At 71.9% G+C, this 20,443-nt stretch carries 22 protein-coding genes; 11 read left to right on the top strand and 11 right to left on the bottom strand.

Annotated features, from left to right (window positions below; genetic code table 11):
• A partial coding sequence (locus AC559T_RS22145) for a hypothetical protein (protein WP_498869975.1) occupies window positions 1-500 on the top strand: 500 nt, incomplete at its 5' end.
• 128 nt (window positions 501-628) lie between these two features.
• Here the strand turns inward: AC559T_RS22145 and AC559T_RS22140 are convergent.
• Window positions 629-1,492, bottom strand: coding sequence for a putative protein N(5)-glutamine methyltransferase (locus AC559T_RS22140; protein ID WP_498869974.1), 864 nt, complete (start codon window positions 1,490-1,492; stop codon window positions 629-631).
• Window positions 1,493-1,496: 4 nt separating this feature from the next.
• Here AC559T_RS22140 and AC559T_RS22135 point away from each other — a divergent pair, with 4 nt between their 5' ends.
• Window positions 1,497-1,685: a hypothetical protein gene (locus AC559T_RS22135; protein ID WP_200835335.1), complete on the top strand. Its 189-nt coding sequence runs from the start codon at window positions 1,497-1,499 to the stop codon at window positions 1,683-1,685.
• 365 nt (window positions 1,686-2,050) lie between these two features.
• Window positions 2,051-3,349 (top strand): hypothetical protein, encoded by a 1,299-nt coding sequence (locus AC559T_RS22130; RefSeq protein ID WP_498869973.1) that lies wholly within the window; start codon window positions 2,051-2,053, stop codon window positions 3,347-3,349.
• A 39-nt stretch (window positions 3,350-3,388) separates the two neighbouring features.
• On the opposite strand, the gene AC559T_RS22125 is transcribed toward AC559T_RS22130, so the two are convergent.
• Complete coding sequence (locus AC559T_RS22125) at window positions 3,389-4,135, bottom strand: dienelactone hydrolase family protein (protein ID WP_498869972.1); 747 nt, start codon at window positions 4,133-4,135, stop codon at window positions 3,389-3,391.
• A gap of 355 nt (window positions 4,136-4,490) precedes the next feature.
• Here AC559T_RS22125 and AC559T_RS22120 point away from each other — a divergent pair, with 355 nt between their 5' ends.
• From AC559T_RS22120 to AC559T_RS22110, 3 genes are all read left to right on the top strand, one after another.
• Window positions 4,491-5,948 carry an MFS transporter gene (locus AC559T_RS22120; protein ID WP_498869971.1) on the top strand — a complete coding sequence of 486 codons (1,458 nt, stop codon included), beginning with the start codon at window positions 4,491-4,493 and terminating at the stop codon, window positions 5,946-5,948.
• Between the two features lie 126 nt (window positions 5,949-6,074).
• Entirely contained in the window at window positions 6,075-6,707 is a 633-nt protein-coding gene (locus tag AC559T_RS22115) for a TetR/AcrR family transcriptional regulator (RefSeq protein ID WP_498869970.1), read from the top strand.
• Between the two features lie 105 nt (window positions 6,708-6,812).
• Window positions 6,813-7,418, top strand: coding sequence for a hypothetical protein (locus AC559T_RS22110; RefSeq protein WP_498869969.1), 606 nt, complete (start codon window positions 6,813-6,815; stop codon window positions 7,416-7,418).
• Window positions 7,419-7,469: 51 nt separating this feature from the next.
• On the opposite strand, the gene AC559T_RS22105 is transcribed toward AC559T_RS22110, so the two are convergent.
• Together AC559T_RS22105 and AC559T_RS22100 are read right to left on the bottom strand one after the other, a co-directional pair.
• Window positions 7,470-9,140 carry an alpha/beta hydrolase gene (locus tag AC559T_RS22105; protein WP_498869968.1) on the bottom strand — a complete coding sequence of 557 codons (1,671 nt, stop codon included), beginning with the start codon at window positions 9,138-9,140 and terminating at the stop codon, window positions 7,470-7,472.
• A gap of 310 nt (window positions 9,141-9,450) precedes the next feature.
• Complete coding sequence (locus tag AC559T_RS22100; RefSeq protein WP_498869967.1) at window positions 9,451-9,933, bottom strand: winged helix-turn-helix transcriptional regulator; 483 nt, start codon at window positions 9,931-9,933, stop codon at window positions 9,451-9,453.
• A gap of 55 nt (window positions 9,934-9,988) precedes the next feature.
• On the opposite strand from AC559T_RS22100, the gene AC559T_RS22095 reads away from it, so the two are divergent.
• Both AC559T_RS22095 and fabG read left to right on the top strand, forming a co-directional pair.
• Window positions 9,989-11,407: an MFS transporter gene (locus AC559T_RS22095; RefSeq protein WP_498869966.1), complete on the top strand. Its 1,419-nt coding sequence runs from the start codon at window positions 9,989-9,991 to the stop codon at window positions 11,405-11,407.
• Window positions 11,408-11,601: 194 nt separating this feature from the next.
• A complete protein-coding gene (fabG, locus tag AC559T_RS22090; protein WP_498869965.1) occupies window positions 11,602-12,363 on the top strand; it encodes a 3-oxoacyl-ACP reductase FabG in 762 nt (253 codons plus the stop codon).
• Window positions 12,364-12,457: 94 nt separating this feature from the next.
• Here fabG and AC559T_RS22085 read toward each other — a convergent pair whose 3' ends face one another.
• Window positions 12,458-12,871 (bottom strand): ArsR/SmtB family transcription factor, encoded by a 414-nt coding sequence (locus tag AC559T_RS22085; protein WP_498869964.1) that lies wholly within the window; start codon window positions 12,869-12,871, stop codon window positions 12,458-12,460.
• A 218-nt stretch (window positions 12,872-13,089) separates the two neighbouring features.
• Here AC559T_RS22085 and AC559T_RS22080 point away from each other — a divergent pair, with 218 nt between their 5' ends.
• Window positions 13,090-14,343 (top strand): magnesium and cobalt transport protein CorA, encoded by a 1,254-nt coding sequence (locus tag AC559T_RS22080; protein ID WP_498869963.1) that lies wholly within the window; start codon window positions 13,090-13,092, stop codon window positions 14,341-14,343.
• A 78-nt stretch (window positions 14,344-14,421) separates the two neighbouring features.
• A complete protein-coding gene (locus AC559T_RS22075; protein ID WP_498869962.1) occupies window positions 14,422-15,657 on the top strand; it encodes a sensor domain-containing phosphodiesterase in 1,236 nt (411 codons plus the stop codon).
• Window positions 15,658-15,729: 72 nt separating this feature from the next.
• On the opposite strand, the gene AC559T_RS22070 is transcribed toward AC559T_RS22075, so the two are convergent.
• The 4 genes from AC559T_RS22070 to AC559T_RS22055 form a co-directional block, all read right to left on the bottom strand.
• Window positions 15,730-16,176: a nuclear transport factor 2 family protein gene (locus AC559T_RS22070; protein ID WP_498869961.1), complete on the bottom strand. Its 447-nt coding sequence runs from the start codon at window positions 16,174-16,176 to the stop codon at window positions 15,730-15,732.
• A 97-nt stretch (window positions 16,177-16,273) separates the two neighbouring features.
• Entirely contained in the window at window positions 16,274-16,993 is a 720-nt protein-coding gene (locus tag AC559T_RS22065; protein ID WP_498869960.1) for an NAD(P)-dependent oxidoreductase, read from the bottom strand.
• A gap of 16 nt (window positions 16,994-17,009) precedes the next feature.
• Window positions 17,010-17,270, bottom strand: coding sequence for a hypothetical protein (locus AC559T_RS22060; RefSeq protein WP_498869959.1), 261 nt, complete (start codon window positions 17,268-17,270; stop codon window positions 17,010-17,012).
• Between the two features lie 15 nt (window positions 17,271-17,285).
• The gene (locus tag AC559T_RS22055; protein ID WP_498869958.1) at window positions 17,286-17,540 is read right to left on the bottom strand and encodes a hypothetical protein; all 255 of its coding nucleotides are present in this window, start codon (window positions 17,538-17,540) and stop codon (window positions 17,286-17,288) included.
• A gap of 89 nt (window positions 17,541-17,629) precedes the next feature.
• Between AC559T_RS22055 and AC559T_RS22050 the strand changes: the two genes are divergently transcribed.
• Window positions 17,630-18,343, top strand: a complete 714-nt coding sequence (locus AC559T_RS22050; protein WP_498869957.1) for a hypothetical protein — start codon at window positions 17,630-17,632, stop codon at window positions 18,341-18,343.
• Between the two features lie 328 nt (window positions 18,344-18,671).
• On the opposite strand, the gene AC559T_RS22045 is transcribed toward AC559T_RS22050, so the two are convergent.
• Together AC559T_RS22045 and AC559T_RS22040 are read right to left on the bottom strand one after the other, a co-directional pair.
• Entirely contained in the window at window positions 18,672-19,622 is a 951-nt protein-coding gene (locus AC559T_RS22045; protein WP_498869956.1) for a TauD/TfdA dioxygenase family protein, read from the bottom strand.
• A 103-nt stretch (window positions 19,623-19,725) separates the two neighbouring features.
• The gene (locus tag AC559T_RS22040) at window positions 19,726-20,430 is read right to left on the bottom strand and encodes a type 2 periplasmic-binding domain-containing protein (RefSeq protein WP_498869955.1); all 705 of its coding nucleotides are present in this window, start codon (window positions 20,428-20,430) and stop codon (window positions 19,726-19,728) included.
• Window positions 20,431-20,443: the final 13 nt, after the last annotated feature.

Below are 20,443 nucleotides of genomic sequence, written 5' to 3'. Positions count from 1 at the left end.
ATGCTGACCTCACTGCCTGGACTCTCAAGCCAGGGGAGGAAGTTCCGGAAGCGTGGCGTCCTCTAGTCGCAGAAGGCGTCCTGACGCCGCCTCCACTCGACGTCGACGGCTATCGGGAATGTCTGCAATCGTGCCGGGAACGTCATCCTGACCTGCGCATCCTGTCGGGCATCGAGTTGGGTGAACCTCACTGGCACACCTCCCACGCCGAGGCCCTGCTCGGCAGGGGCGCCTTCGAGCGGGTACTGGCCTCGGTCCACTCCGCACCGGCCGCCGGCGGCGGCTTCACCGAGGTCTCCGCCCGGTTGATCGAGCGGTTCGACGCGTTCGAGATCCTGGCTCACATCGACTATCCGGTCCGCTACTGGCCCGCAGACGCACAGCCCTACGACCCCTACGACTGCACCGCAAGGTGCTGGCCTGGTGGCGCGAGGAGGGCGGCCAGGCCATCATCTTCGCCTGTGCTGTTTTTGTTTGTTGGTTTTGGAGATTGCTTGTGAAGATCAATAAGGGGATGAAGGGCGGTCAACACTGTTGATTATCTTGAGGGTGGGAAGTGATCAGCCTGTTTCCTCGGGTGGCTGCCCGCTCAAGTCGGTGACAGAGCGGGCAGCCACCCGAGGGCTGATCAGGCCTCGTCCCCCGGCACGTAGCGGCCGGCTATCACAGTGGCGCTCAGGTCCTCACAGGTCGCGACCGTTGTGACGAGGCCGGCGTGGAGAAAGGTCTCCCCCGCCAGCGGCGCCTGGGCCCGGCTGGTCTCGACGAGCAGACTCCCCCCGGGCGCCAGCCAGTCTGTCGCCTCGGCGGCCACCCGGCGCAGCACGTCCAGCCCGTCCGAACCGCCGTCGAGGGCCTCCCGGGGCTCGTGGACCCGTGCCTCGGGAGGCAACAGCCCCAGTCGACCCGTCGGCACGTACGGAACGTTGGCCACCAGAAGATCCACCCGCCCGCGCAACACCGGCGGCAGCGGCGCGTAGAGATCACCTGTGTAGACCCGGGCCGGTGCCGGGGTGATGCGCCCCGGACCGGTCAGGTTGCGCCGGGCGCAGGCGACGGCGACCGGGTCGACGTCCGCCGCGTGCAGGTCGACCGGCCCGCGGACGGCGCCGGCCAGCGCCGCGCCGACCGCGCCCGACCCACAGCACAGATCGACGACCACCCAACCCACCGCCGAACGGGCCCTGTCCCCCACGGTCGCGCCGGCGGCCAGGATCGCCGCGGCGCGGTCGACGAGGAACTCGGTGCGGCGGCGGGGGACGAACACCCGCTCGTCGACAGCCACCCGCAGGCCGCGGAACGACACCCAGCCCAGCACGTGCTCCAACGGCAGCCCGGACGCCCGACGGGCGACCATCACGGCGAGCTCGTCGGGGGTGCTCGCGGTTGACAGCAGCAGCGCGGCCTCGTCCTCGGCGAACACACAACCGGCCCCGCGCAGCGTCGCCACGACGGCCGACCGGTCGAGCGAGAGGCGCGCAGCGGTGGGCAACGGGGTGGCGAACGACGAAGACGCGGAGAACGACGAAGACGGTGAAGCGGGAGAGGCGGTGGAACCCGACATGAGGACCTTCCGGAAAACCGAGGGCGCACTGCACGGCGCACCGGTCCTCCGCGCGGCGCCGCTCGGCGTCGGACGCCTCAGTGGGCGGCGCGGCGAGCGGGTCGGCCGGCGGGCCTGGTGAACGCGCGGGGAGAGCGCCCAGCCTGCGGCAGCGGGATCGGGCTCACCTCCCCAGGTCGGCCGACACCTCGGGTCACCTGGTGACCCCGGCACGGGCGCGGACACCGCCGGTGCCGGAACGGCAGCCGATCCAGCTCGGCGGCCCCGCCGTCACCAGCGCGTTTGCAGGTCCCGTTCCTACCGCGTCACACCCTGCCACGTCCACCCCACGCGGACGGCCACCCGCTTCGTTTCCGGGCTGGCGTCGGGCGTGTGGCACCACGTCACGCGCGGTGGGCGGCCGCACCGGGCGAAACACGCGAATGACCTGGTCGCCACGCGGGTCGCGCACGATCCGCTTCGGGGTTCGTCCGGTAGAACCGGAGCATGAGCTCGGCCGACGATCCCAGGGCGATACCGGCAGACGACGATCCCGCCACCATGACGGGCGGTGCCCAGACGGCGGCACCACCGTCGTCGCGGTGCGTCTTCCCTGGCTGCGAGCGGCCCACCGCACCCGCCGACCGGCCTGGACGGCCACCGTCCTACTGCGAGGACCCGGCCCACAACCGGCTCGCGGCCTACCGCCGTCGCCGCGACCTCGCCCGCCGGGAGAGCACCCCGCCCGCCGGCGGTGACCCGGCGGCCGTGCGTCCGCCGGTCGCGCGGCCGATCGCCGCCGGGCGGCTGCGGGCCGACGAGCTCGCCGCCCAGATCCGCGCGCTGGCCGCCGACCTGACCCGTTCCCTGGACGGCTTCTCCCGGGAGATGGCCGGCCTCGGGGATGTCGCCCGCGCCGAGGCGCAGGTGGAGGCGGCCGAGGCCGATGCCGCCGAGCGGGTCGCCGAGGCGGTGGCCCGGGCCGTGCGCGCGGAGCAGACCGCCAGGGCGGAGCAGACCGCCCGCGGGGAGGCCGAGGCGGTGGCCGCCGAAGCCGTCGCCGCCCTCGAGGATGCCGAACGGCGCCTGGCCGCCGCCGAGGCGGCGCACGCGGGCGCGGTCACCGATGCCGAGACGGCCCGCCGGGAGGCCGCCGCGGCGGTGGAGGCGGCGCGCGCTGACGCCGACGCCCGCGTCGAGCAGGCGCAGGCCCGGGCCGACGACGATGTGGCGCGTGCCCGGCGGGAGGCGGCCACCGAGATCGGTCGGGTCCACGCCGAGGCAGAACGGGTCCGTGCCGAACTGACCGCCGAGACTGACCGGCTGACCGTGGCGTTGCGGGCCGCGGAACGGGCCGCCGAGCGGGACGCGGCGGCCCTGCGCGAACTGCGGGCGGACCGCGACCATCTGCGGGCCGACCGGGACCGGATCCGCGACGACGCCCGCCGCGAACGCGACGAGCTGGCCCGGGCGCACGCCGACGCCCAGGCCGAGACCGCCCGGGTCCGCGCGACCGCCGCCGAGGACCTCGAGCGGGAACGGGCGGCCGCCACCGACCAGCTGGAGCGGGCCCGGGCCGAGGCGGCGTCCCGGCTGGCGGCCGAGCAGCAGGCCGCCGCTGAGCGGCTCGCCGTGCTCACCGACGCCCGTGCCGAGGCCCGGACCCGCGCCGAACGCGCCGAACGGCAGGTCGACGAGCTCACCGCCGAGCTACGCACCGCCCGCGCCCCGTCCCAGCCCCCGCCAGCCGGTGGACGTCCGGCCAGCGAGGTGCCGGTGCCGCCGGGTCGCCCGGCGGTCGAGTGAGCCTGCCGGACCCGCGATGAGCCGGGAACCGGGGTGGGATCAGGCTGCGGGACGCAGAGTGCGGGCGAACAGCGCCAGCGACTTCTCCCAGTGCCGCTCGGCCGCCGCCTCGTCGTACACGGGGAAGTCGACCAACGCGAACCCGTGCCGCGCAGGGAGGATCTCCGCCTCGTAGTCGACCTTCGCCTCGTCCAGCGCCGCCACGAGCCGGGCGTGGTCGGCGTCGGTGTGGTGGGCGTCGCCGGTGGCGATCGCGAGGTACAGGGCGGCGCGGATGCGGTCCGCCGCCAGGTACGGGCTGGACGGGTCGTCGCTGGCCAGCCCGCCGCCGTGGATCGACGCCGTCGCCGCGACCCGATCGGGGTGTGCCGTCGCCGCGGTGAAGGCCATCCGGCCGCCGATGCAGTAGCCGATGGTCCCCACCGGGCCGGGCAGCGCGCCCGGCTCGTCGGCCAGGGCGTCCAGCAGCGCGCCGGTGTCGGCCATCACCCGCTGCGGGGTCGCCTGGGAGGTGACCCGCCCCAGCCGGGCGCGCTGCTCGGGGTCGGCAAAGTCGATCTTCTCCGGTGCTGCCGCGTCGGCCCCGGCGCGGTAGAACGTGTTCGGCAAGGCCACCAGGTAGCCGGCCGCCGCCAGCCGCCCGGCCATCCGCTGCACCGTCTCCCGGACGCCGTAGGCATCCGAGTACATGATCACAACCGGGGCGGGGGCGCCGCCGTCGGGGGCATGGAGATGGACGTCCATCAGCCCGTCTGCCGTCTGGACGTCACGTCGGGACACCGCCATCGGGATCACCTTCCACTCATGCCGCCCCCCGCGCCCGGGCTCCGGTGGGCGGATCCCGGCGGGGACGGCCACCACGTGGCCCACCCACAGTCCGCGGCCGCGCCGGCCGCCAGGGTCCGGCATCCGGCTCCGGATGTGTCCGGAGCCGGGAATCCGACGCCCTTCGGGAGCCTGACACCCCGGTCCACCGCCGCGACCGGCGGGGGACGGGACGCCGGATGACGCCGGCCGCCGTCCAAAGCATTCACCAGCGCCACCTGGCCGCGTCTACAAGGGGGCGCCGACGGGAACGGAGGATCGGCTCCTGTTACGCTCCTTGCGGAGCGGAGGCTCCGTTCCGGAGCCTGGAGGGTTCATGATCCAACCTGCCCGCAGAGCCCACCACCAGGTCACGTTCGCCGTACTGGCGCTCGCCGTGGCCACCTACGCCCTGCTGCAGTCACTGGTCACCCCCGTGCTACCCACGATCATGGAAAGCCTGCACACCAACCAGAGCACGGTCACCTGGGTGCTGACCGCCTACCTCCTCTCCGCCTCGATCTTCACCCCGATCATGGGCCGCATCGGCGACGCCGTCGGCAAGAAGAAAATGCTGCTGGTCGCCCTCGGCGCACTCGCCGCGGGCTCCGCCCTGGCCGCGATCGCCACCGGCATCACCCTGATGATCATCGCCCGCGTCATCCAGGGCGTGGGCGGCGGCATCCTCCCGCTCGCCTTCGGCATCATCCGCGACGAGTTCCCCCTCCCGAAGGTCTCCAGCGCCATCGGCGTCCTGGCCGCGCTGACCGCGGTCGGCGCCGGCCTCGGCCTCGTCCTGGCCGGCCCGATCGTCGACCTGCTCGACTACCACTGGCTGTTCTGGGTTCCCCTGATCATGGTGCTGCTGGCCGCCGCGGCCACCGTCGTGTTCATCCCGGAATCCGCCATCCGCACCCCCTCCAGGATCAGCATCACCCCGGCACTGCTGCTCTCCGCCTGGCTGGTCTGCCTGCTGCTCGGCCTCTCCGAAGGCCCCGACTGGGGCTGGACGTCCGGCAAGGTGCTCGGCCTGCTCGCCGGCGCCGTCGTCATCGGCGGAGCGTGGGTCGTCGTCGAGACCCGCTCCGCCGCCCCACTGATCGACATGACCATGATGCGCCTGCCGGCCGTGTGGACCACCAACCTCGTCGCCCTGCTCATCGGCGTCGGCATGTACGCCCTCATGGGATTCCTGCCGCAGTTCGTGCAGACCCCGACCTCCGCCGGATACGGCTTCGGCGCCACCATCACCGAATCCGGGCTGATCCTGCTGCCGCTGAGCATCACGATGTTCGCCGTCGGGATCGCCTCCGGCCCGCTGGCCGCCCGCTACGGCTCCAAGGCCGTCGTCGTCACCGGCTCCGCGGTCACGATCATCTCCTTCGCCCTGATCGCCTTCGCCCACCACGACAAGTGGGAGGTCTACATCGCCACCGCGGTGATGGGCATCGGGCTCGGCCTGGCCTTCTCCGCCATGGCCAGCCTCATCGTCGAGGCCGTCCCCGCCCACCAGACCGGCGTCGCCTCCGGTATGAACGCCAACATCCGCACCATCGGCGGCTCGATCGGCGCCGCGCTGATGGCCACCATCGTCACCTCCGGCGCCGGATCCGACGGCATACCCAAGGAATCCGGCTACACCAACGGCTTCGCCATGCTCGCCGGCGCCACCGTGCTCGCCCTGATCGCCGCCCTCGCCATCCCGGCCGCCCGCCGGGGCCACCCGGTGACCGCCCAGGACCTGCCGCACGCCGAGCTGGGGCTGGTGCCCGGCGGCACCCTGCTCGGGGAATAGACCGCACCAGCCGGTGCGTACCGGCTGGGGCCCTACCAGCCGGGACAATCAGGCCAGTCGCCCCGTCAGGCCGACCACGGTCCGTCGGCGCCCACGGCTATGGTGGTAGCCGATGATCGTGTAACGATGCTGAGGCGGACTACAGTGATCTCCACGGCTACCGGCGGTGGGAACCAGAACACCGGAGACAGCACCGCGACCGACGCCGGGCCGCGGCTGCGCCGAGACGCCGCCGCCAACCGCCAGCGCCTGATCACCACCGCGATCGAGGTCTTCAACGACGAAGGCATCGAAGCCGGCGTCGAACACATCGCGCAGCGCGCCGGGCTCGGCATCGGCACGCTCTACCGCCACTTCCCCACCAAACAGGCACTCATCGAATACCTGATCCACGAGATCCTCGCCGACATGGCCGGGGCCGCCGAAGCCGCCCGCAACGCACCCGGCGGGCACGGCCTGGAACGCTACGCGCGCGCCGTCGCCAACACCATGGCCGCCCACCGCGGCTGCCTGGCCCGCCTGTGGGAACGCGCCCCCGCACCCGAACAGGAGAAGATGCGCCACACGGTCGCGGACCTGCTGCGCGACGCCCAGACCGCCGGCGTGATCCGCGACGACGTCACCCTGACCGACGTCCTGATGACCCTGCGCTCCGTGCGCGGAGTCGTCGAGGCCCCCGGCGACAACCCCGCCCAGGCCTGCCAGCGCCACCTCGACTTCATCTTCGCCGGCATGCGCCCCGCCTCCGTCCAGCGGTAACCGGGAACAACAGAAGTCCACCGGCAGACCTCGACCCACCGGCCGCACGGGCGTGTCGAACCCGCGGACGGCCGGTGGGTTCGACATACCATCTGACTCCTGACAATGATCAGGAGAGGCTGTCTGGTCGTGACGCTCGCCGCCCGGGAACGGGCACACCCACAAGTGGACGACGCGGTCACCAAGGCGGCGACCCGCTACCGGCGCAGCCGCCGCCTGGCCGGCATCGGCATCGGCGCGCTACTCCTCACCCCCGGCTGGGCCCTGGCCGCCGCCACCATCGCGCGGCACCTGACCGGAACCCACCCGGGCACCCCCTGGACCACCGCGGCCATCGTCCTGGCCGCCGCGGGAACACTCGGCTACGCCGCGATCTTCGGGAGCCGGTCCGGCGCCCAGATCCGGGAGCGACTGCCCTACGACCGGGTCGACGACCTGGCCTACCACTACCTGCGCGTACGCCAGGAAGCCGCCGCCGGCGGCGCGACAGCGCCCCCACCCGAACTCCTGACCGCCGCCGGCCGCGCCGCCCGCCGCCTCAGCGTCACCTGCCCGCACAGCGCCTCCCGACTCAAGGCCGCGATGCTCGCCCAGCGCTACTTCGACACCGCGGCCGGCGCACGCACCCCGGGCCGCCGCCACGGAGCCCTCGACCTCGCTGAAACCCTCGAGACAACCCACCACCTCCTCGCCTCTCTCCGCCCCGTCTGACGGTGCCGGCCGCCGCGCACACCAACGCCGACCGGACCGATTCGTCGGCTGTCACTCCGGAAGCGAACCCGGGGGAGCCGGCGGACGGGTGCAGGTGAGGTCGGCGCTGGGCAGGGTGCCCGACCGCAGGTAGGCATTGACTGCCTCGTCGACACAGCCACTGCGCCCGCCGTACACGCCGTGCACCCGTGCTCCGCGCAACGTCACCAGCCTCGACGAGGACAACGCCCGGTGCAGCGCCCGGCTGCCCGCGTACGGCGTGCGGTTGTCCTTCTCCGCGGCCACCACCAGCGCGGGCACGGCGTTCGCCACCCGGGTCGGTGCCTCCACCGGGCGCACCGGCCAGAACGTGCACGGGGTCAGGTTCCAGATCGCCGCACCCACATGCGGCTGCGGCCGCTGATGACGGCGGATGTCCGCCAGGTACTCACCGGCCACACGGGACGCCGGCACATCCCCGCACAGGACCGCGAGCTGCGCGCTCTGGAACGCGCTGATCGACCCCTCCGGCACCGCCTCCACCCGGCGCCCGGGTGACCCGCCGGGCAGCGTCGGACCGCCGGTCGCGACACCGTCCAGGAACTCGTCGAGGTAGGGGTTCTCCGCCGGCGCGCGGCCATCCGCCGCGTCGGCGAAGGCCCGCACACCCATCGCCAGGATGTCGGACGCCTCCGCACTGTCGTCGACGAGTGCATCCATGAGCAGCCCCGGGATGTCCCCGGCGTCGTACTCCACGCCGTCCACGGTCAGCGGACCGCGCGCGGCCGCGGCGTAGATCCGGTCGACGGTGGCCAGCACCTCCGCGGCCGTGCTGCCAAGCCCGAACTGGGCGTCCCGCCCGGCGGCCCAGCCGGCCCACTCCCGCAGCGCGCCCTCGAGCAGATCCCCGGTGTCGCGCAGCACCCGTGGGTTGTACGTCGTCGGATCCACCACGCTGTCGAGAACGAAACGATCGACCCGGTCAGGGAACATCTGCATGTACACCGCACCCAGGTAGGTGCCGTAGGAAAAGCCGAGGAAGGACGTCTTCCGCTCATCAAGCGCAGCACGGACAATATCCATGTCACGAGCGGTGTTCCGTGTCGACGCGAACGGCAGCACATCGGCGTGCACCGCGCACGCCTGCGCTATCGCGGCCTGACCGTCGGCGGTGCGATCGAAACTGTCCTGGTCGGGGCCGCCGGCGCGCGGCCAGGGCCGCTTCAGGATCGGCCCGCAGTCCAGCGGTGCGCTGCGGCCGACGAAACGGGGGTCCATCCCGACCACGTCGAAGCCGTCCGCCGCCTCACCGAGCAGCCCACGCAGGTCCGGGGTGGCGTCCAGAGCGGGGCCGCCGGGACCGCCAAGATTGATCATCAGAATGCCGCGCCGGTGGGCGGTGTCGGCCGCCCTGGTCCGGGACACCCCGAGGGTGATCTCCCGGCCGTCGGGGCGGGCGTAGTCCAGCGGGACGCTGATCCCGGCGCACTGCGCGCCGGCCGCGTCCAGGTAGGAGCCGATCGCGTCGTTGGGGCCGGTCCGGCACTCGTGCCAGCGCACCGGCTGGTTCTCGAACGGGGCGAGGGCCGGGTTCAGGCTCGCCACACCGGGCGGGGCGGGATCGGGCGCGCCGTCCGCCGCCAGCGCCCCGGGGATCGGCCCGGCGAAGGAGCTGACCCCGACGAGGGCCGCGGCGCCGACAACGACACCGCACATCCACGTGCGTTTCTCATCTCGTCTCATCGCCAGCCAGGATCAACGCGGACGGCCTTTTCCCCGAGGTCCCGGGAAACCGGGCGTTTCCATGATCAAGGCGACATCGATGTTATTTGGAGGCACTCGGGGATTCCGTTTGCCTTGTATGTGGGTTGAAAGGTGTTCAAGGAGGAGTCGGTGGCTGACTGTTCAAGATCATAAACTGGAAGGCGGCGACGTCAACACCGTTGACTATCTTGAGTCTCGGGACGCCGCACAGGGGCGCGGGGCGGACACGCCGCTCCCCCACCGCATCTGTCTGGCGTTCCAGCGGCAGGTCGTCGACGCCTTCGTGCGCTCATGCCTGCGCTGACCGGGCGGGCAGGAGATCCGCGCTGCCGCCGGGGCCGACGACCGCGCGGACGTCGCCCGGGCCCACCGGCTCGCCGCACTGCGAGCAGGTGGGCACCGTGTGGAAGACCTCGCCGCAGCCACGGTGCCGCACGTTCACCGGCGGGCCCGCGGGCGCGGCGTACCGGTCGCCCCACTGCCGCATCGCGGACAGCACCGGCCACAGGTCGCGGCCCTTGTCGGCGAGCCGGTAGTCGTAGCGCGGCGGATGCTCCTGGTAGGTGGTCCTGGCCAGGACGCCGGCCTCGACCAGACCGGTGAGGCGCTGGGTGAGCACGTTGCGGGAGATCCCGAGCCGCCGCTGGAAGTCGTCGAAGCGGCTCACCCCCAGGAAGGCGTCGCGCAGGATCAGCATCGTCCACCACTCGCCGACGACCTCGAGGCACTGGGCCACCGAGCAGTTCATGTCCGCGAAGCTCTTGCGCTCCATGACCGGCACGTTAGTCAGTTGCGTGACGGAACGCCAGCGCCCTAAGTTCAGTTGCATGACAGAACTGATGATGGACCGGGGCGTCTCGCCCTCACGACGCCGCGAGGCGTCCGGACGCGAGGTTCTGCTGATCGTCTGCAGTGGCGTGATCCTGGCGAGCCTCGACCTGTTCATCGTCAACGTCGCGCTGCCGCAGATCGCCCACGATCTCGGCGAGACCGACCTGAGCCGGCTGTCGTGGGTGCTCAACGGCTACGCGGTCGTCTACGCGGCGCTGCTCGTCTTCTTCGGACGGCTCGCCGACCGGTACCGCCGCGACCTCGGCTTCCTGCTCGGCGTCGCGGTGTTCACGCTCGCGTCGGCGGCCTGCGCGGCGGCCACCACCGTCGACATGCTGATCGGCTTCCGGCTCGTGCAGGCCGCCGGGGCCGCGCTGGTGACACCCACCTCACTGGGTCTGGTGCTCGCGGCCCACGAACCCGAGCGCCGTCAGGGCGCCGTGCGCACCTGGACCGCCGTCGGCGGGATGTCGGCGGCGATCGGCCCGGTCGTCGGCGGGCTGCTCGTCGCCGCCAGCTGGCGCTGGGCGTTCCTCGTCAACGTCCCGGTCGGCCTCGCGGCCCTCGTCGTCGGCTGGCGCCGGCTGCCGCGCCTGGCCGGCCAGCCGACCGAGCGGCCCGACGCCGTCGGCGTGCTGCTGGCCACCGGCGGGGTCGGCCTGCTGACCGCCGGGCTGGTCCGGGGGCCGGACTGGGGCTGGTCCTCGGCGGCGCTGGTGGGATCCCTCGCCGGCGGGGTCGGCCTGCTCGTCCTGTTCGCCGTCCACTGCGCCACCAGCCGGAACCCGCTCGTGCACCCGTCCCTGTTCACCTCCCGGCACTTCACCGGCGCCTCGGTCGTCGCGCTGTTCTTCTCCGCCTCCTTCGGCGCGATGCTGCTGTCGATCGTGCTCTGGGAGCAGGGCCAGTGGGGATGGTCCGCGCTGCAGGCCGGCCTGGCCATGGCGCCTGGGCCGCTCATGGTCCCGCTCGTCTCGTTCGGCATCACCGGCAGGCTGATCGCCCGCTACGGGCCGGCGATCGTCATCGGGCTGGGCAGTGTCATCTTCGGCGGCGGGGTCGCCTGGTGGGCGCTCGCGATCACCACGGAGCCGAACTACGTCTCCGGCGTGCTCGGCGGCATGACCCTCACCGGGATCGGCGTCGGCCTGACCCTGCCCACCATGATGTCCACGGCCGCCGCGTCGCTGCCCCCGCAGTCGTTCGCGACCGGCTCCGCGGTCGTCAACATGGTGCGCCAGACCGGCATCGCCCTGGGTGTCGCCGTCACCATCGCGGTGCTCGGCGAGTCGTCGGTGGGCAGCGGCATTCCGCTGCACCTGTTCACCCGGGTCTGGTGGGTCACCGCCGCCCTGTCCTTCGCCGGAATCGTGCCCGCCGTGGCCCTCCTGCGCCGCCCCGCCCGCGCGGCTTGAGCACCCGACCGGCGACGTTGTCGACCGGTGGCGTTCGGGGCCGCGAACCGGTTGACTTTAGGCCGCCGGGCCGGTGTGGGCCCGGTGCCGGCGGTGGTCCGGTCGCACCGGCGACTCGCCCGCGGCGGACGGCTGCCGGCGTGTGTCCGATCGCCACTCCGTCGCGCGTGGCGTCTGGTGTGAGGAGCCGGTCCGTGTCCGAAGCCCCGTCCCGCGTCGCGATCGTCACCGGAGCGGCCCGCGGCATCGGCGCCGCCATCGCGCAGCGCCTGGCCCGTGACGGCATGGCGGTGGCCGTGCTCGACCTCGAGGAGTCAGCGGCCAAGACCGCCGTGGACGCGATCGCGGCCGCGGGCGGGAAGGCGATCGCCCTGGGTGCCGACGTCTCCGACGCCGCCGCGGTGGACGCGGCCGTCGCCCGGGTGGCCGCCGAGCTCGGCGCGCCGACGGTGCTGGTCAACAACGCCGGTATCACCCGCGACAACATGCTGTTCAAGATGACCGAGGGCGACTGGGACGCGGTCATGGGCGTCCACCTGCGTGGCTCGTTCCTGACCGCCCGGGCCACCCAGAAGTACATGGTGGACGCAAAGTGGGGCCGGATCGTCAACCTCTCCAGCATCTCCGCGCTGGGCAACCGCGGCCAGGCGAACTACTCGGCCGCCAAGGCCGGCCTGCAGGGCTTCACCAAGACGTTGGCGATCGAGCTGGGCAAGTTCGGCATCACGGTGAACTGCGTGGCGCCCGGGTTCATCGTCAGCGACATGACGCGGGCGACCGCCGAGCGCCTGGGTGTCGGCTGGGAGGACTACCTGGCCGTGGCGAAGTCGAAGATCCCGGTCGCCCGGCCCGGCGAGGTCGACGACATCGCCCACGCGGTGTCGTTCTTCGTCGGCGAGGGCGCCGGCTTCGTGTCCGGCCAGGTCCTCTACGTCGCCGGCGGCCCGAAGGCCTGAGCCTGTCTGCACGATCAGCCCGGGCGGGCGGACCTCATCGTGGTCGGGTTCGTGTCGGTGGCGGGCATGTCGATGCTCCTGTCAGGCTCGGCGGTCAGGCCAGGTCAGGTCGTCGGTTCGATCGGGTCGGGTCGGGTGACTCGGTCAGGTCGGGTGGGTGGCGGGGCGGCATCGGGTCGACGTCGTCGGGCATGGCTCGCAGGACGTCGTCGAGGCGCCGGTAGCGCTCCTCGGCCTGGCGGCGGTACCGCTCGAGCCACGTCGTCAGGAGGTCGAGGACGTCGACCTCCAGGTGCATCGGACGCCGCTGTGCCTGCCGGCCGCTGCTGACCAGGCCGGCGTCCTGCAGCACCCGCAGGTGCTTGGACACCGCCTGGACGGTCATGTCGTAGGGCGCGGCGAGCTCGTTGACAGTGGCGTCCCCCACCGCCAGGCGCGCCACGATGTCGCGCCTGGTCGGGTCCGCCAGCGCCGAGAACACCCGGGACAGCGTGTCCGCCGCCACCACCGGCACTCCCCCTCCGCATTCCCCAGGCCGGCCACGATCAGCCGGCCACTTCCTCAACCGATTGGTTGAATACCGAGCTTAGGTCGCCTCACCCAGGTCGTCAACCAGTTGGTTGAGGACAGGGCGCGGCGACCGGCCGCCACTGTTCGTCCCGCCGCGGTCACCGCCGTGGGCCCAGGGCTCATCCGGGGCCGGGGCCGCCTGCGCCGTCCGCAAGGATGGACTCCGGGCCGGACAGGGGCCGCAGCGAGCTCGCGGAGGAGAACGGCGTGAACGGGCACGACCAGGACGGCTCCGGCACCGGCGGACACCACGGGCACGGACACGACAGCAACGGGCTCGACGACGGGCTCGACCTCGAGCACGGCGGCGGGTTGCTGCGCGACCTGCTCGCCGGTGCCCTGGCGCGCCCGGTGTCGCTGGTGCGCACCCGTCCCAAGCGGCCCCCGACGCCCACCGCCGAGCAGGTCCGTTCCGGGCAGGTCGTCGCCTGCCACGTCTACGCCGACGGCCAGCGGGTCCCCGACGGGTCGAACATGCTGACCGCCGCGCACATCGCCCGCCGCCACCATGGCGCGTTCGCCTGGCTGGGCCTGTTCGAGCCCACCGACTCCGAGCTGGAATCCATCGCCGGCATCTACGGCCTGCCCGCGCTCGCCGTGGAGGACGCCGTCGTCGCCCACCAGCGACCCAAGATCGAACGGTACGGCAGCACGCTGTTCGTGGTGCTCAAGACCGCCCGCTACGTCGAGCACGGCGAGCTGACCGCGGACACCGAGGTCGTCGTCACCGGCGAGGTGATGGTCTTCATCGGCTCCGACTTCGTCGTCACCGTCCGCCACGGTGCGCACGGTGGGCTCCAGCAGCTGCGCGGCCAGCTGGAGGGACGGCCGGAGATGCTGCGCCACGGGCCGTCCGCGGTGCTGCACGGCGTGTGCGACCGGGTCGTCGACGACTACCTGGCGGTCGTCGACCGCATCGAGGCCGACGTGGACGCCGCCGAGGCGTCGGTGTTCGAGCACTCGGCGCGGCCGTCGGTGGAGAAGCTCTACCAGCTCAAGCGCGAGATCCTCGAGTTCAAGCACGCGGTGAGCCCGCTGACCGCCCCGCTGCGGTCGCTGTCCGACACCCCACTGCCGATGATCGACCCGCATGTGCGCGACCACTTCCGGGACGTCTTCGACCATCTCGTGCAGGCCACACAACGGATCACCCACCTCGACGAGCTGCTGTCGTCGATCCTGCAGGCGACACTGACGCAGGTGACCATCGCGCAGAACGAGGACATGCGCAAGATCAGTGCGTGGGTGGCGATCGGGGCCGTGCCCACCGCGGTCGCCGGGATCTACGGAATGAACTTCGAGCACATGCCCGAGCTGCGGCAGGTCTGGGGCTATCCGGCCGTGCTGGTGACGATCGCGACCGCCTGCCTGTTCCTGTACCGGGCGTTCCGCCGCAACGGCTGGCTCTGACTCCTCGGGAGCCCTCGGCCGTGCCGCGGTGTGTGTGCCGCACCGGCCTGGGCATGCCGTAGCGAGGAGGTGGTGCCCATGGCGCGTCCGGCGTCGCCACTGGGCCCACCGATCGAGGTCGTGGAACCGGACCCCGCGGTGGCCGACCTGCTCGGGGTGCTGCGCCGCCACCTCGGCATGGATCTCGCCTGGCTGGGCCGGGTCGAGGGCAACCTGCTGGTGCTACAGGTCGTCAACGGCGACGCGGCCGGTTTCGGCATCGCGCCGGGCAGCACGATCCGCCGCGAGGCGGCTCTGTACGCCCAGGTACTTGCCCACAATCAGCCGGTCATCATCCCCGACACCCACCGCGACCCGCGGACCGCCGGCGCGGGCACCGTCCAGGTACTGGGTATCGGGGCGTACGTGGCCACGCCGGTCTACGACAACGACAACGACATCTACGGCATCCTCGGCTGCCTCGCGCACCAGCCCCGCCCGGAGCTGCGCGAACGCGACGGCCGGTTCCTCAGCCTGCTGGCCGCGTTCCTCAGCGACGCCGTCATCGACCTGCACCGGGTGTGGGAGACGCGCAGCCGGGTCTCCCGGGTGATCAACGACCTCATCGACGCCGGTGGCCCGCAGATCGTCTTCCAGCCGGTGGTCGACCTCTCCGATGGCGGCGTGGTGGGAGTCGAGGCACTGTCACGCTTCCCGGGATCGACCGACGACCCGGAGGGCTGGTACGCCGTCGCCAGCAGCGTCGGGCTCGGCACGGACCTCGAGCTGACGGCCATCCGGCGCGCACTGACCGTGATGTCCGAGCTGCCCCGCTCGGTCACCCTCGCCGTGAACGCCTCACCGGCCACCATCACCTCCGGTCTGGTCGGCCTGCTGGCCCCGTTCCCGGCCTGCGAACGACTGATCGTCGAGATCACCGAGCACGAGTACTTCAGCGCCGACCCGGTGGTCATGCGCGGCATCCACGCGCTGCGCGCGCTCGGCGCCCAGATCGCGGTGGACGACATCGGCACCGGCTACGCCGGCCTCGAACAGCTCATCCACCTGCGGCCCGAGATCGTGAAACTCGACTACCTGATCACCCACGGGATGGACGGCGACCCCGCCCGCCGCGCCGTCGCCGCAGCCATCGTGGACGTCGCCGCGGAGATCGGCAGCTGCGTGATCGCCGAGGGCATCGAGAACACCGCCGAGCTGCGGGTCGCCATCGACGCCGGCATCGACTTCGGCCAGGGCTACCTGCTCGGCGCACCCGCCCGCACCGCACGCGCCGCCTGCGCCCCGGCCGTCGCACTCGCCAACCACCCCGGCTGACCCCCGCACGACGGGGCGCGAGCCGACGTACGGGGCCGGTGTTCCGGTGTTCCGCGGAACACCGGGTCCGGTTCAGGGGTGGCCGGTCTCCGGCAGGTCGACGGTGTTGCGACGGTAGTGGATCCTCCAGCCGTCCGGAGTGCGCACGTGCCGGCTGTGGTGGTGTCCGAACCAGATGACGCGGGTCAGCCCGTCGTCCTGGGTGCGGCCGACTCCGTAGAGCATCGTGGAACGGGCGGTGTCACCGTCGACGGTGATCCGCGGGTTCATCTCCATGTGGACAACTGCCGGCGGGTTCTTCTCCATCACCGCGGCGAGCATCTCCCTGATCGCGGCCCGCCCGCGTGCCGTCCGACCCGTACTCATCTCGAACTCGCCGTCCTCCGCCCACAGCTCGGCCCAGGCATCGAGGTCACGTGCGTCGAGCAGCTCGCCGTAGTCGATCAGACTCTGCCGGATCTCCTCCCGGTCCTCCAGCAGTTGCACGCGCTCTTCGAGGCTCAACCTGCTTCTGCTCATGGCGAGTAGCTTGACCAAAAAATTTGTACTCAGTCAAGATAATTCTCTCGGCAGCACCGCCCGGTCGCACAGCACGGTCGCCGCGCCGCGCGTCGCCTCAGGGTGGTAGGTGGAGGGTGACGGGGAACGCCGCGTCGTCCAGCAGCCGGTCCGTGTCCGGGGTCAGTGGCGCGGCCACGACGAGGTGGTCCGCCTCGCCGACCAGCTCGGGCAGGGTCCGCACCACGGTCACGGTCGGCTGTTCGGCCGGGCGTCCGCTGCGGCGCAGGGCCAGCAACCGGGTCCCGAACCCGTCCAGCCGGCGAGCCAGCTCCTGACCGATGGACCCGAATCCGATCAGCCCTACCGTCCGACCGACGAGAGTGCCCAGCGGCTCGGTGAGGAACGACTCGTTCGTCTCGGCCTCCCAGATCTGCGGGATCCGCTTCTCGGCGGCGAGCAGCAGGCTGACGGTGAGCTCGGCGATCGCCGGGCTGTTCGCCCCTCGGCCGCACGTCACCGCGCGGCCGGAAAGGCGATCGAGTGGGAAGCCGTCGACACCGGTCGACAGGAAGTGCACCCAGTCGGCCCGGTCGACCGCCGCCAGCACGGCGCGCGGCCGCGCACCACGCAGCACCGCGGGCATCACCAGCGCTGTCACCGGTCCGGGCGGTTCCGCCGGCACGGCCTCTCCACCGAGGACGTCGACGACGTGTGCCTCGGTGCCGAGCCGGGAGCGGACCTGGTCGACGAACGGGCTCGGCAGCACCGCCGCGATCACCACGGAGGTGCCCGGCCGGGCGCGAGGTGAGGCGCCGGGGATTGAGGTGAGCGACATGGTGCGCTGGCTCCCGTCAGGCTCCTGTGGCGAGTTCGAGATGCGTGGCGTTCCGCTGCGCGGCCGGCAGCTGCGCGAGCACCTGCCGCAGTGCCTCCGCGACGCGCTGCGAGGTCTCCGCGGGAAGGCCCTGCCTGGCCCAGAGGGCCAGCGGCAGCGGGGCCGGCCTGGGCAGGTCGTCGCGGGCGACGAGGCCCTCGGGGGTCTGACCGAAGGTCGCCATCAACGCGATCCCCAGACCGGCCCCGACCGCCGCCTGCACACCGGCGAGCTGCATGGCCTCCGGCGCCGATCACCGTCTCGATCGCGTGCAGCGACAGCGTCTCCAGGGCCCGGGACCGCAGCGCGCAGGGGGCTGGTCGAAGGCCACCACCGAGACCGGCTGCGCCGCCGCCGGCCGCCGCCAGGCCGGGGCGGAGTACCAGGTCAGCTCCAGCTCGCCGACCGGCCACGTGCGCGGGTCGTCGGCCGGGCCGATCAGCAACGCCAGGTCGATCCGGCCGGCCTCGAGCCCTTCGCGCAGCGTGGTGCCCCGAAGGAAGGCCATCGTCCATGAGGATCAGACGGGCGTCTGCACCGACCGGAGAGGAATCTCGCCCACGCCGCGGAGCACGGCTACGGCGTTCCTTCGCTGTGATGACGGCGGCTACCGCAATGCTCGGCGCGGTCCAGGCCGTCGCCGTTCCGGCGCCGGCCGAGGCTGTGTCCTGCAACCTGAGCGCGTTCGCGGTCTGGGATACCAGTGACGACTGTCTCCAGCAGTTCATCTGGGAGATCATCGGGTCCTGCGGCTTCATCGACCCGAACCCGCAGTTCGTGCCGGTGCAGAACCCGCCGCCCCCGCCCCCGACGCCGGTACAGCGCACCCGCGCCGAGATCTTCCGCACTGTCCGGGACAGGGCACAGTACGTCCTGGACTCCTTCGATAGCTGTAACGGGCACATCTCCAAATTCGAGGGGTCTCAGGCCAGGGACGCACTACGCAACGCCGTCATCATCAATTCACCTATTCCGGACATGCAGGTCCCGAACACTGTCGCGACCTACGATGCGAATGCTGTGGTGTTCCCGGGCGGACAGAAGGGAGTCATCACACTTTTCCCCAGTTTCTATGAGAGCTCGGCGTCGACACTGTGGTCGATCTTCGGGACGTATCAGCTCGATCAGAATCCGACACTCGACGAGCTCCGGGTCGTCGCCCTGCTCCACGAGGTGGGACACATCACGGAAGTCAACAACCACCCGGTCAACGATCCGGGCGCGGACTTCAACGTCGGCATCCTTCGGGAGTGCATTGGCATCACCGCCACCAAGCCGGGGCTCCAGCCGGAGGCACCGACGCAGAACTGAAGGCTGTACAGGTGGCAGGCGCCTGTCGATACCCCCATCTGCCCGGCGGGTTCTGATCAAGCTCGATCTCCCCACCATGGCAGGCGGGCGTAGCGTCCAGGCAGGCCGAGGTCTGGCCTGGCGACACGCGCCTGCCCCTCCTGGCCGGGTACTTCGACGGCGACGGCCGACTGCTGGGCTGTGTCGCCCCGAACTAGACGTCGAGCCGCTACGGGTCGCCCTCGTCTGGGTGAACAGCGCCTCCGACCCGCTCGTGGCCGGGTTCGCCGAGGTCGTCCGCGAACTCGCCGCTGCTTCGGTGCCCGGCTGACACCGGCCCACAGGCGGGTCAGGGCTGAGGCGCGCCGGGCGCACCGGCGATCGGCGAGTAGGCCGACGAGTCACCGGCTCGGACGACACTCGGCCGGCCGTCGGTACCGACCGGGAGGTCGCCCGCCACCGTCACGCGGTGCACGATTCGGGGCTCGGTCGTGTAGTCGTTGACGGCGTAGTGCTGGGTCGCCCGGTTGTCCCAGATCGCGACGTCGCCGGTGTTCCAGTGCCAGCGAACCTGGTTCTCGGGCCGGCTGACGACCTCGGCGAAGATGTTCAGCAGCAGTGCCGACTGGGTTTGCGAGACTCCCTTGAGCTGCTTGACGAATCCGCCGAGCACCAGGGCGCGTTCGCCTGTCTCGGGGTGGACCCGGACGACGGGGTGCTCCGCCTCGAACTCGATGGAGCGGAACTCCTCGAACTTCGCGATGAACTCCTCCGGCAGCCCTTCGAGGTCCTGCCGACGCAGGCCGTAGTCATGCTGGTTGGTGTGGAAGACCCGCAGGCTCTCGGCGAGCGCCTGGAGCTCGAGCGGGAGGTCGGTCAGGGCGGTGGCGGTGTTGCCCCAGACCGTGTCGCCGCCGGTCGGCGGGATCTCCACGCCCCGGAGCACCGAGATCGCCGGTGGGTTGACGACGAACGTCACGTCGGTGTGCCAGGCGCCCGCCCGGCCGCCCTTGGAGGCGTCCAGCTCGTGGATGATCGGGTAGCCGGCCAGCGACGTCTGCGTCGGGTGCGCCAGCGTGAGCTCCCCCAACGTGCGGGTGAAGGCGATCTGGCTGTCGGGGTCCAGGTGATGCTGCCCCCGGAAGAACAGCACTTTGTGCTTCAGCAGCGCCTGGCGCAGCGCCGCCACGGTCGCGGCGTCGAGATCGCCGGACAGGCGGACACCGTCGACGCGAGCGCCGATGCGGAGAGTCAGGGGGGTGACGTCGAGGTCGACGTCCACAACGGCCGGGCTGGTCATGGTGCGGCTTCCTTCCGGGAGGAGTTGCGGGCCGACGGGATCAGGGGCGGCGGCTCGGAGAACCCGGGGCGCGAGGCGGGCGGGAACCAGTGCGGGTGGATGGTCACGATTTGGCCGGCGTTGCCGGAACGGACGACGACGCCACCGCTGAGGGAGTGACCGACGCCGGGACCGCGTCGTTGAACTCGTCGGTGACGAAGTCGGCCACCACCACCTCGCGGGGGATCAGCTCGGCGTCGGTGAAGGCATCCGCCACCACCTGCAGCCGCTTGGCGACGTCGTCGTCGAGCGGGATCCAGACCCGGTTCTCGCGGCCCAGCGCCACCTTGGCGATCTCGGTCGTCAGACCGGTCTCGGTGGCCCACGCCTGCGCCCACGCGTCCGGGTTCTCGGTCGTCCAGGTGTAGGCCTTACGCAGTCGGGCCAGGAAATCCGCGATCGCGGCGTGCCTGCCGGGGTCGGCCACCGCCTCCGGGCGGGCGGCCAGGAAGGTCAGGCCGGTGCTGAGGCCGCCCTCGCCGTTCACCAGCACCCGGGCGCCGAGGTTCTGCTCGGCGATGGCGGTGTAGGGGTCCCAGATCGCCCACGCGTCCACGCTGCCGTTGTTGAACGCCGCCAGCGCGTCCGGCGGCTGCAGGTAGGCCGACACCAGCGTCAGCTCGGCACCCGAGGCCGCCGCGAAGATCGGCGGGGTCTCGCCGACGCCGCCGAGGTCGATGGCGTCGGCGGCCAGCGCTTCGAGGAGGGGTGGCCCTGAGGTGAACGAACTCCACTCGATCTTGTACGGAAGATCGTCCAGGAGGCCCACGGCGCCGAGCAGC

The organism is Frankia sp. Hr75.2 (assembly GCF_949319125.1).
In the GTDB taxonomy this organism is placed as follows: Bacteria; Actinomycetota; Actinomycetes; order Frankiales; family Frankiaceae; genus Parafrankia; species Parafrankia soli.
Note: the sequence above shows the minus strand (reverse complement) of the source record. Positions and strands in the feature narration are given on the sequence as shown.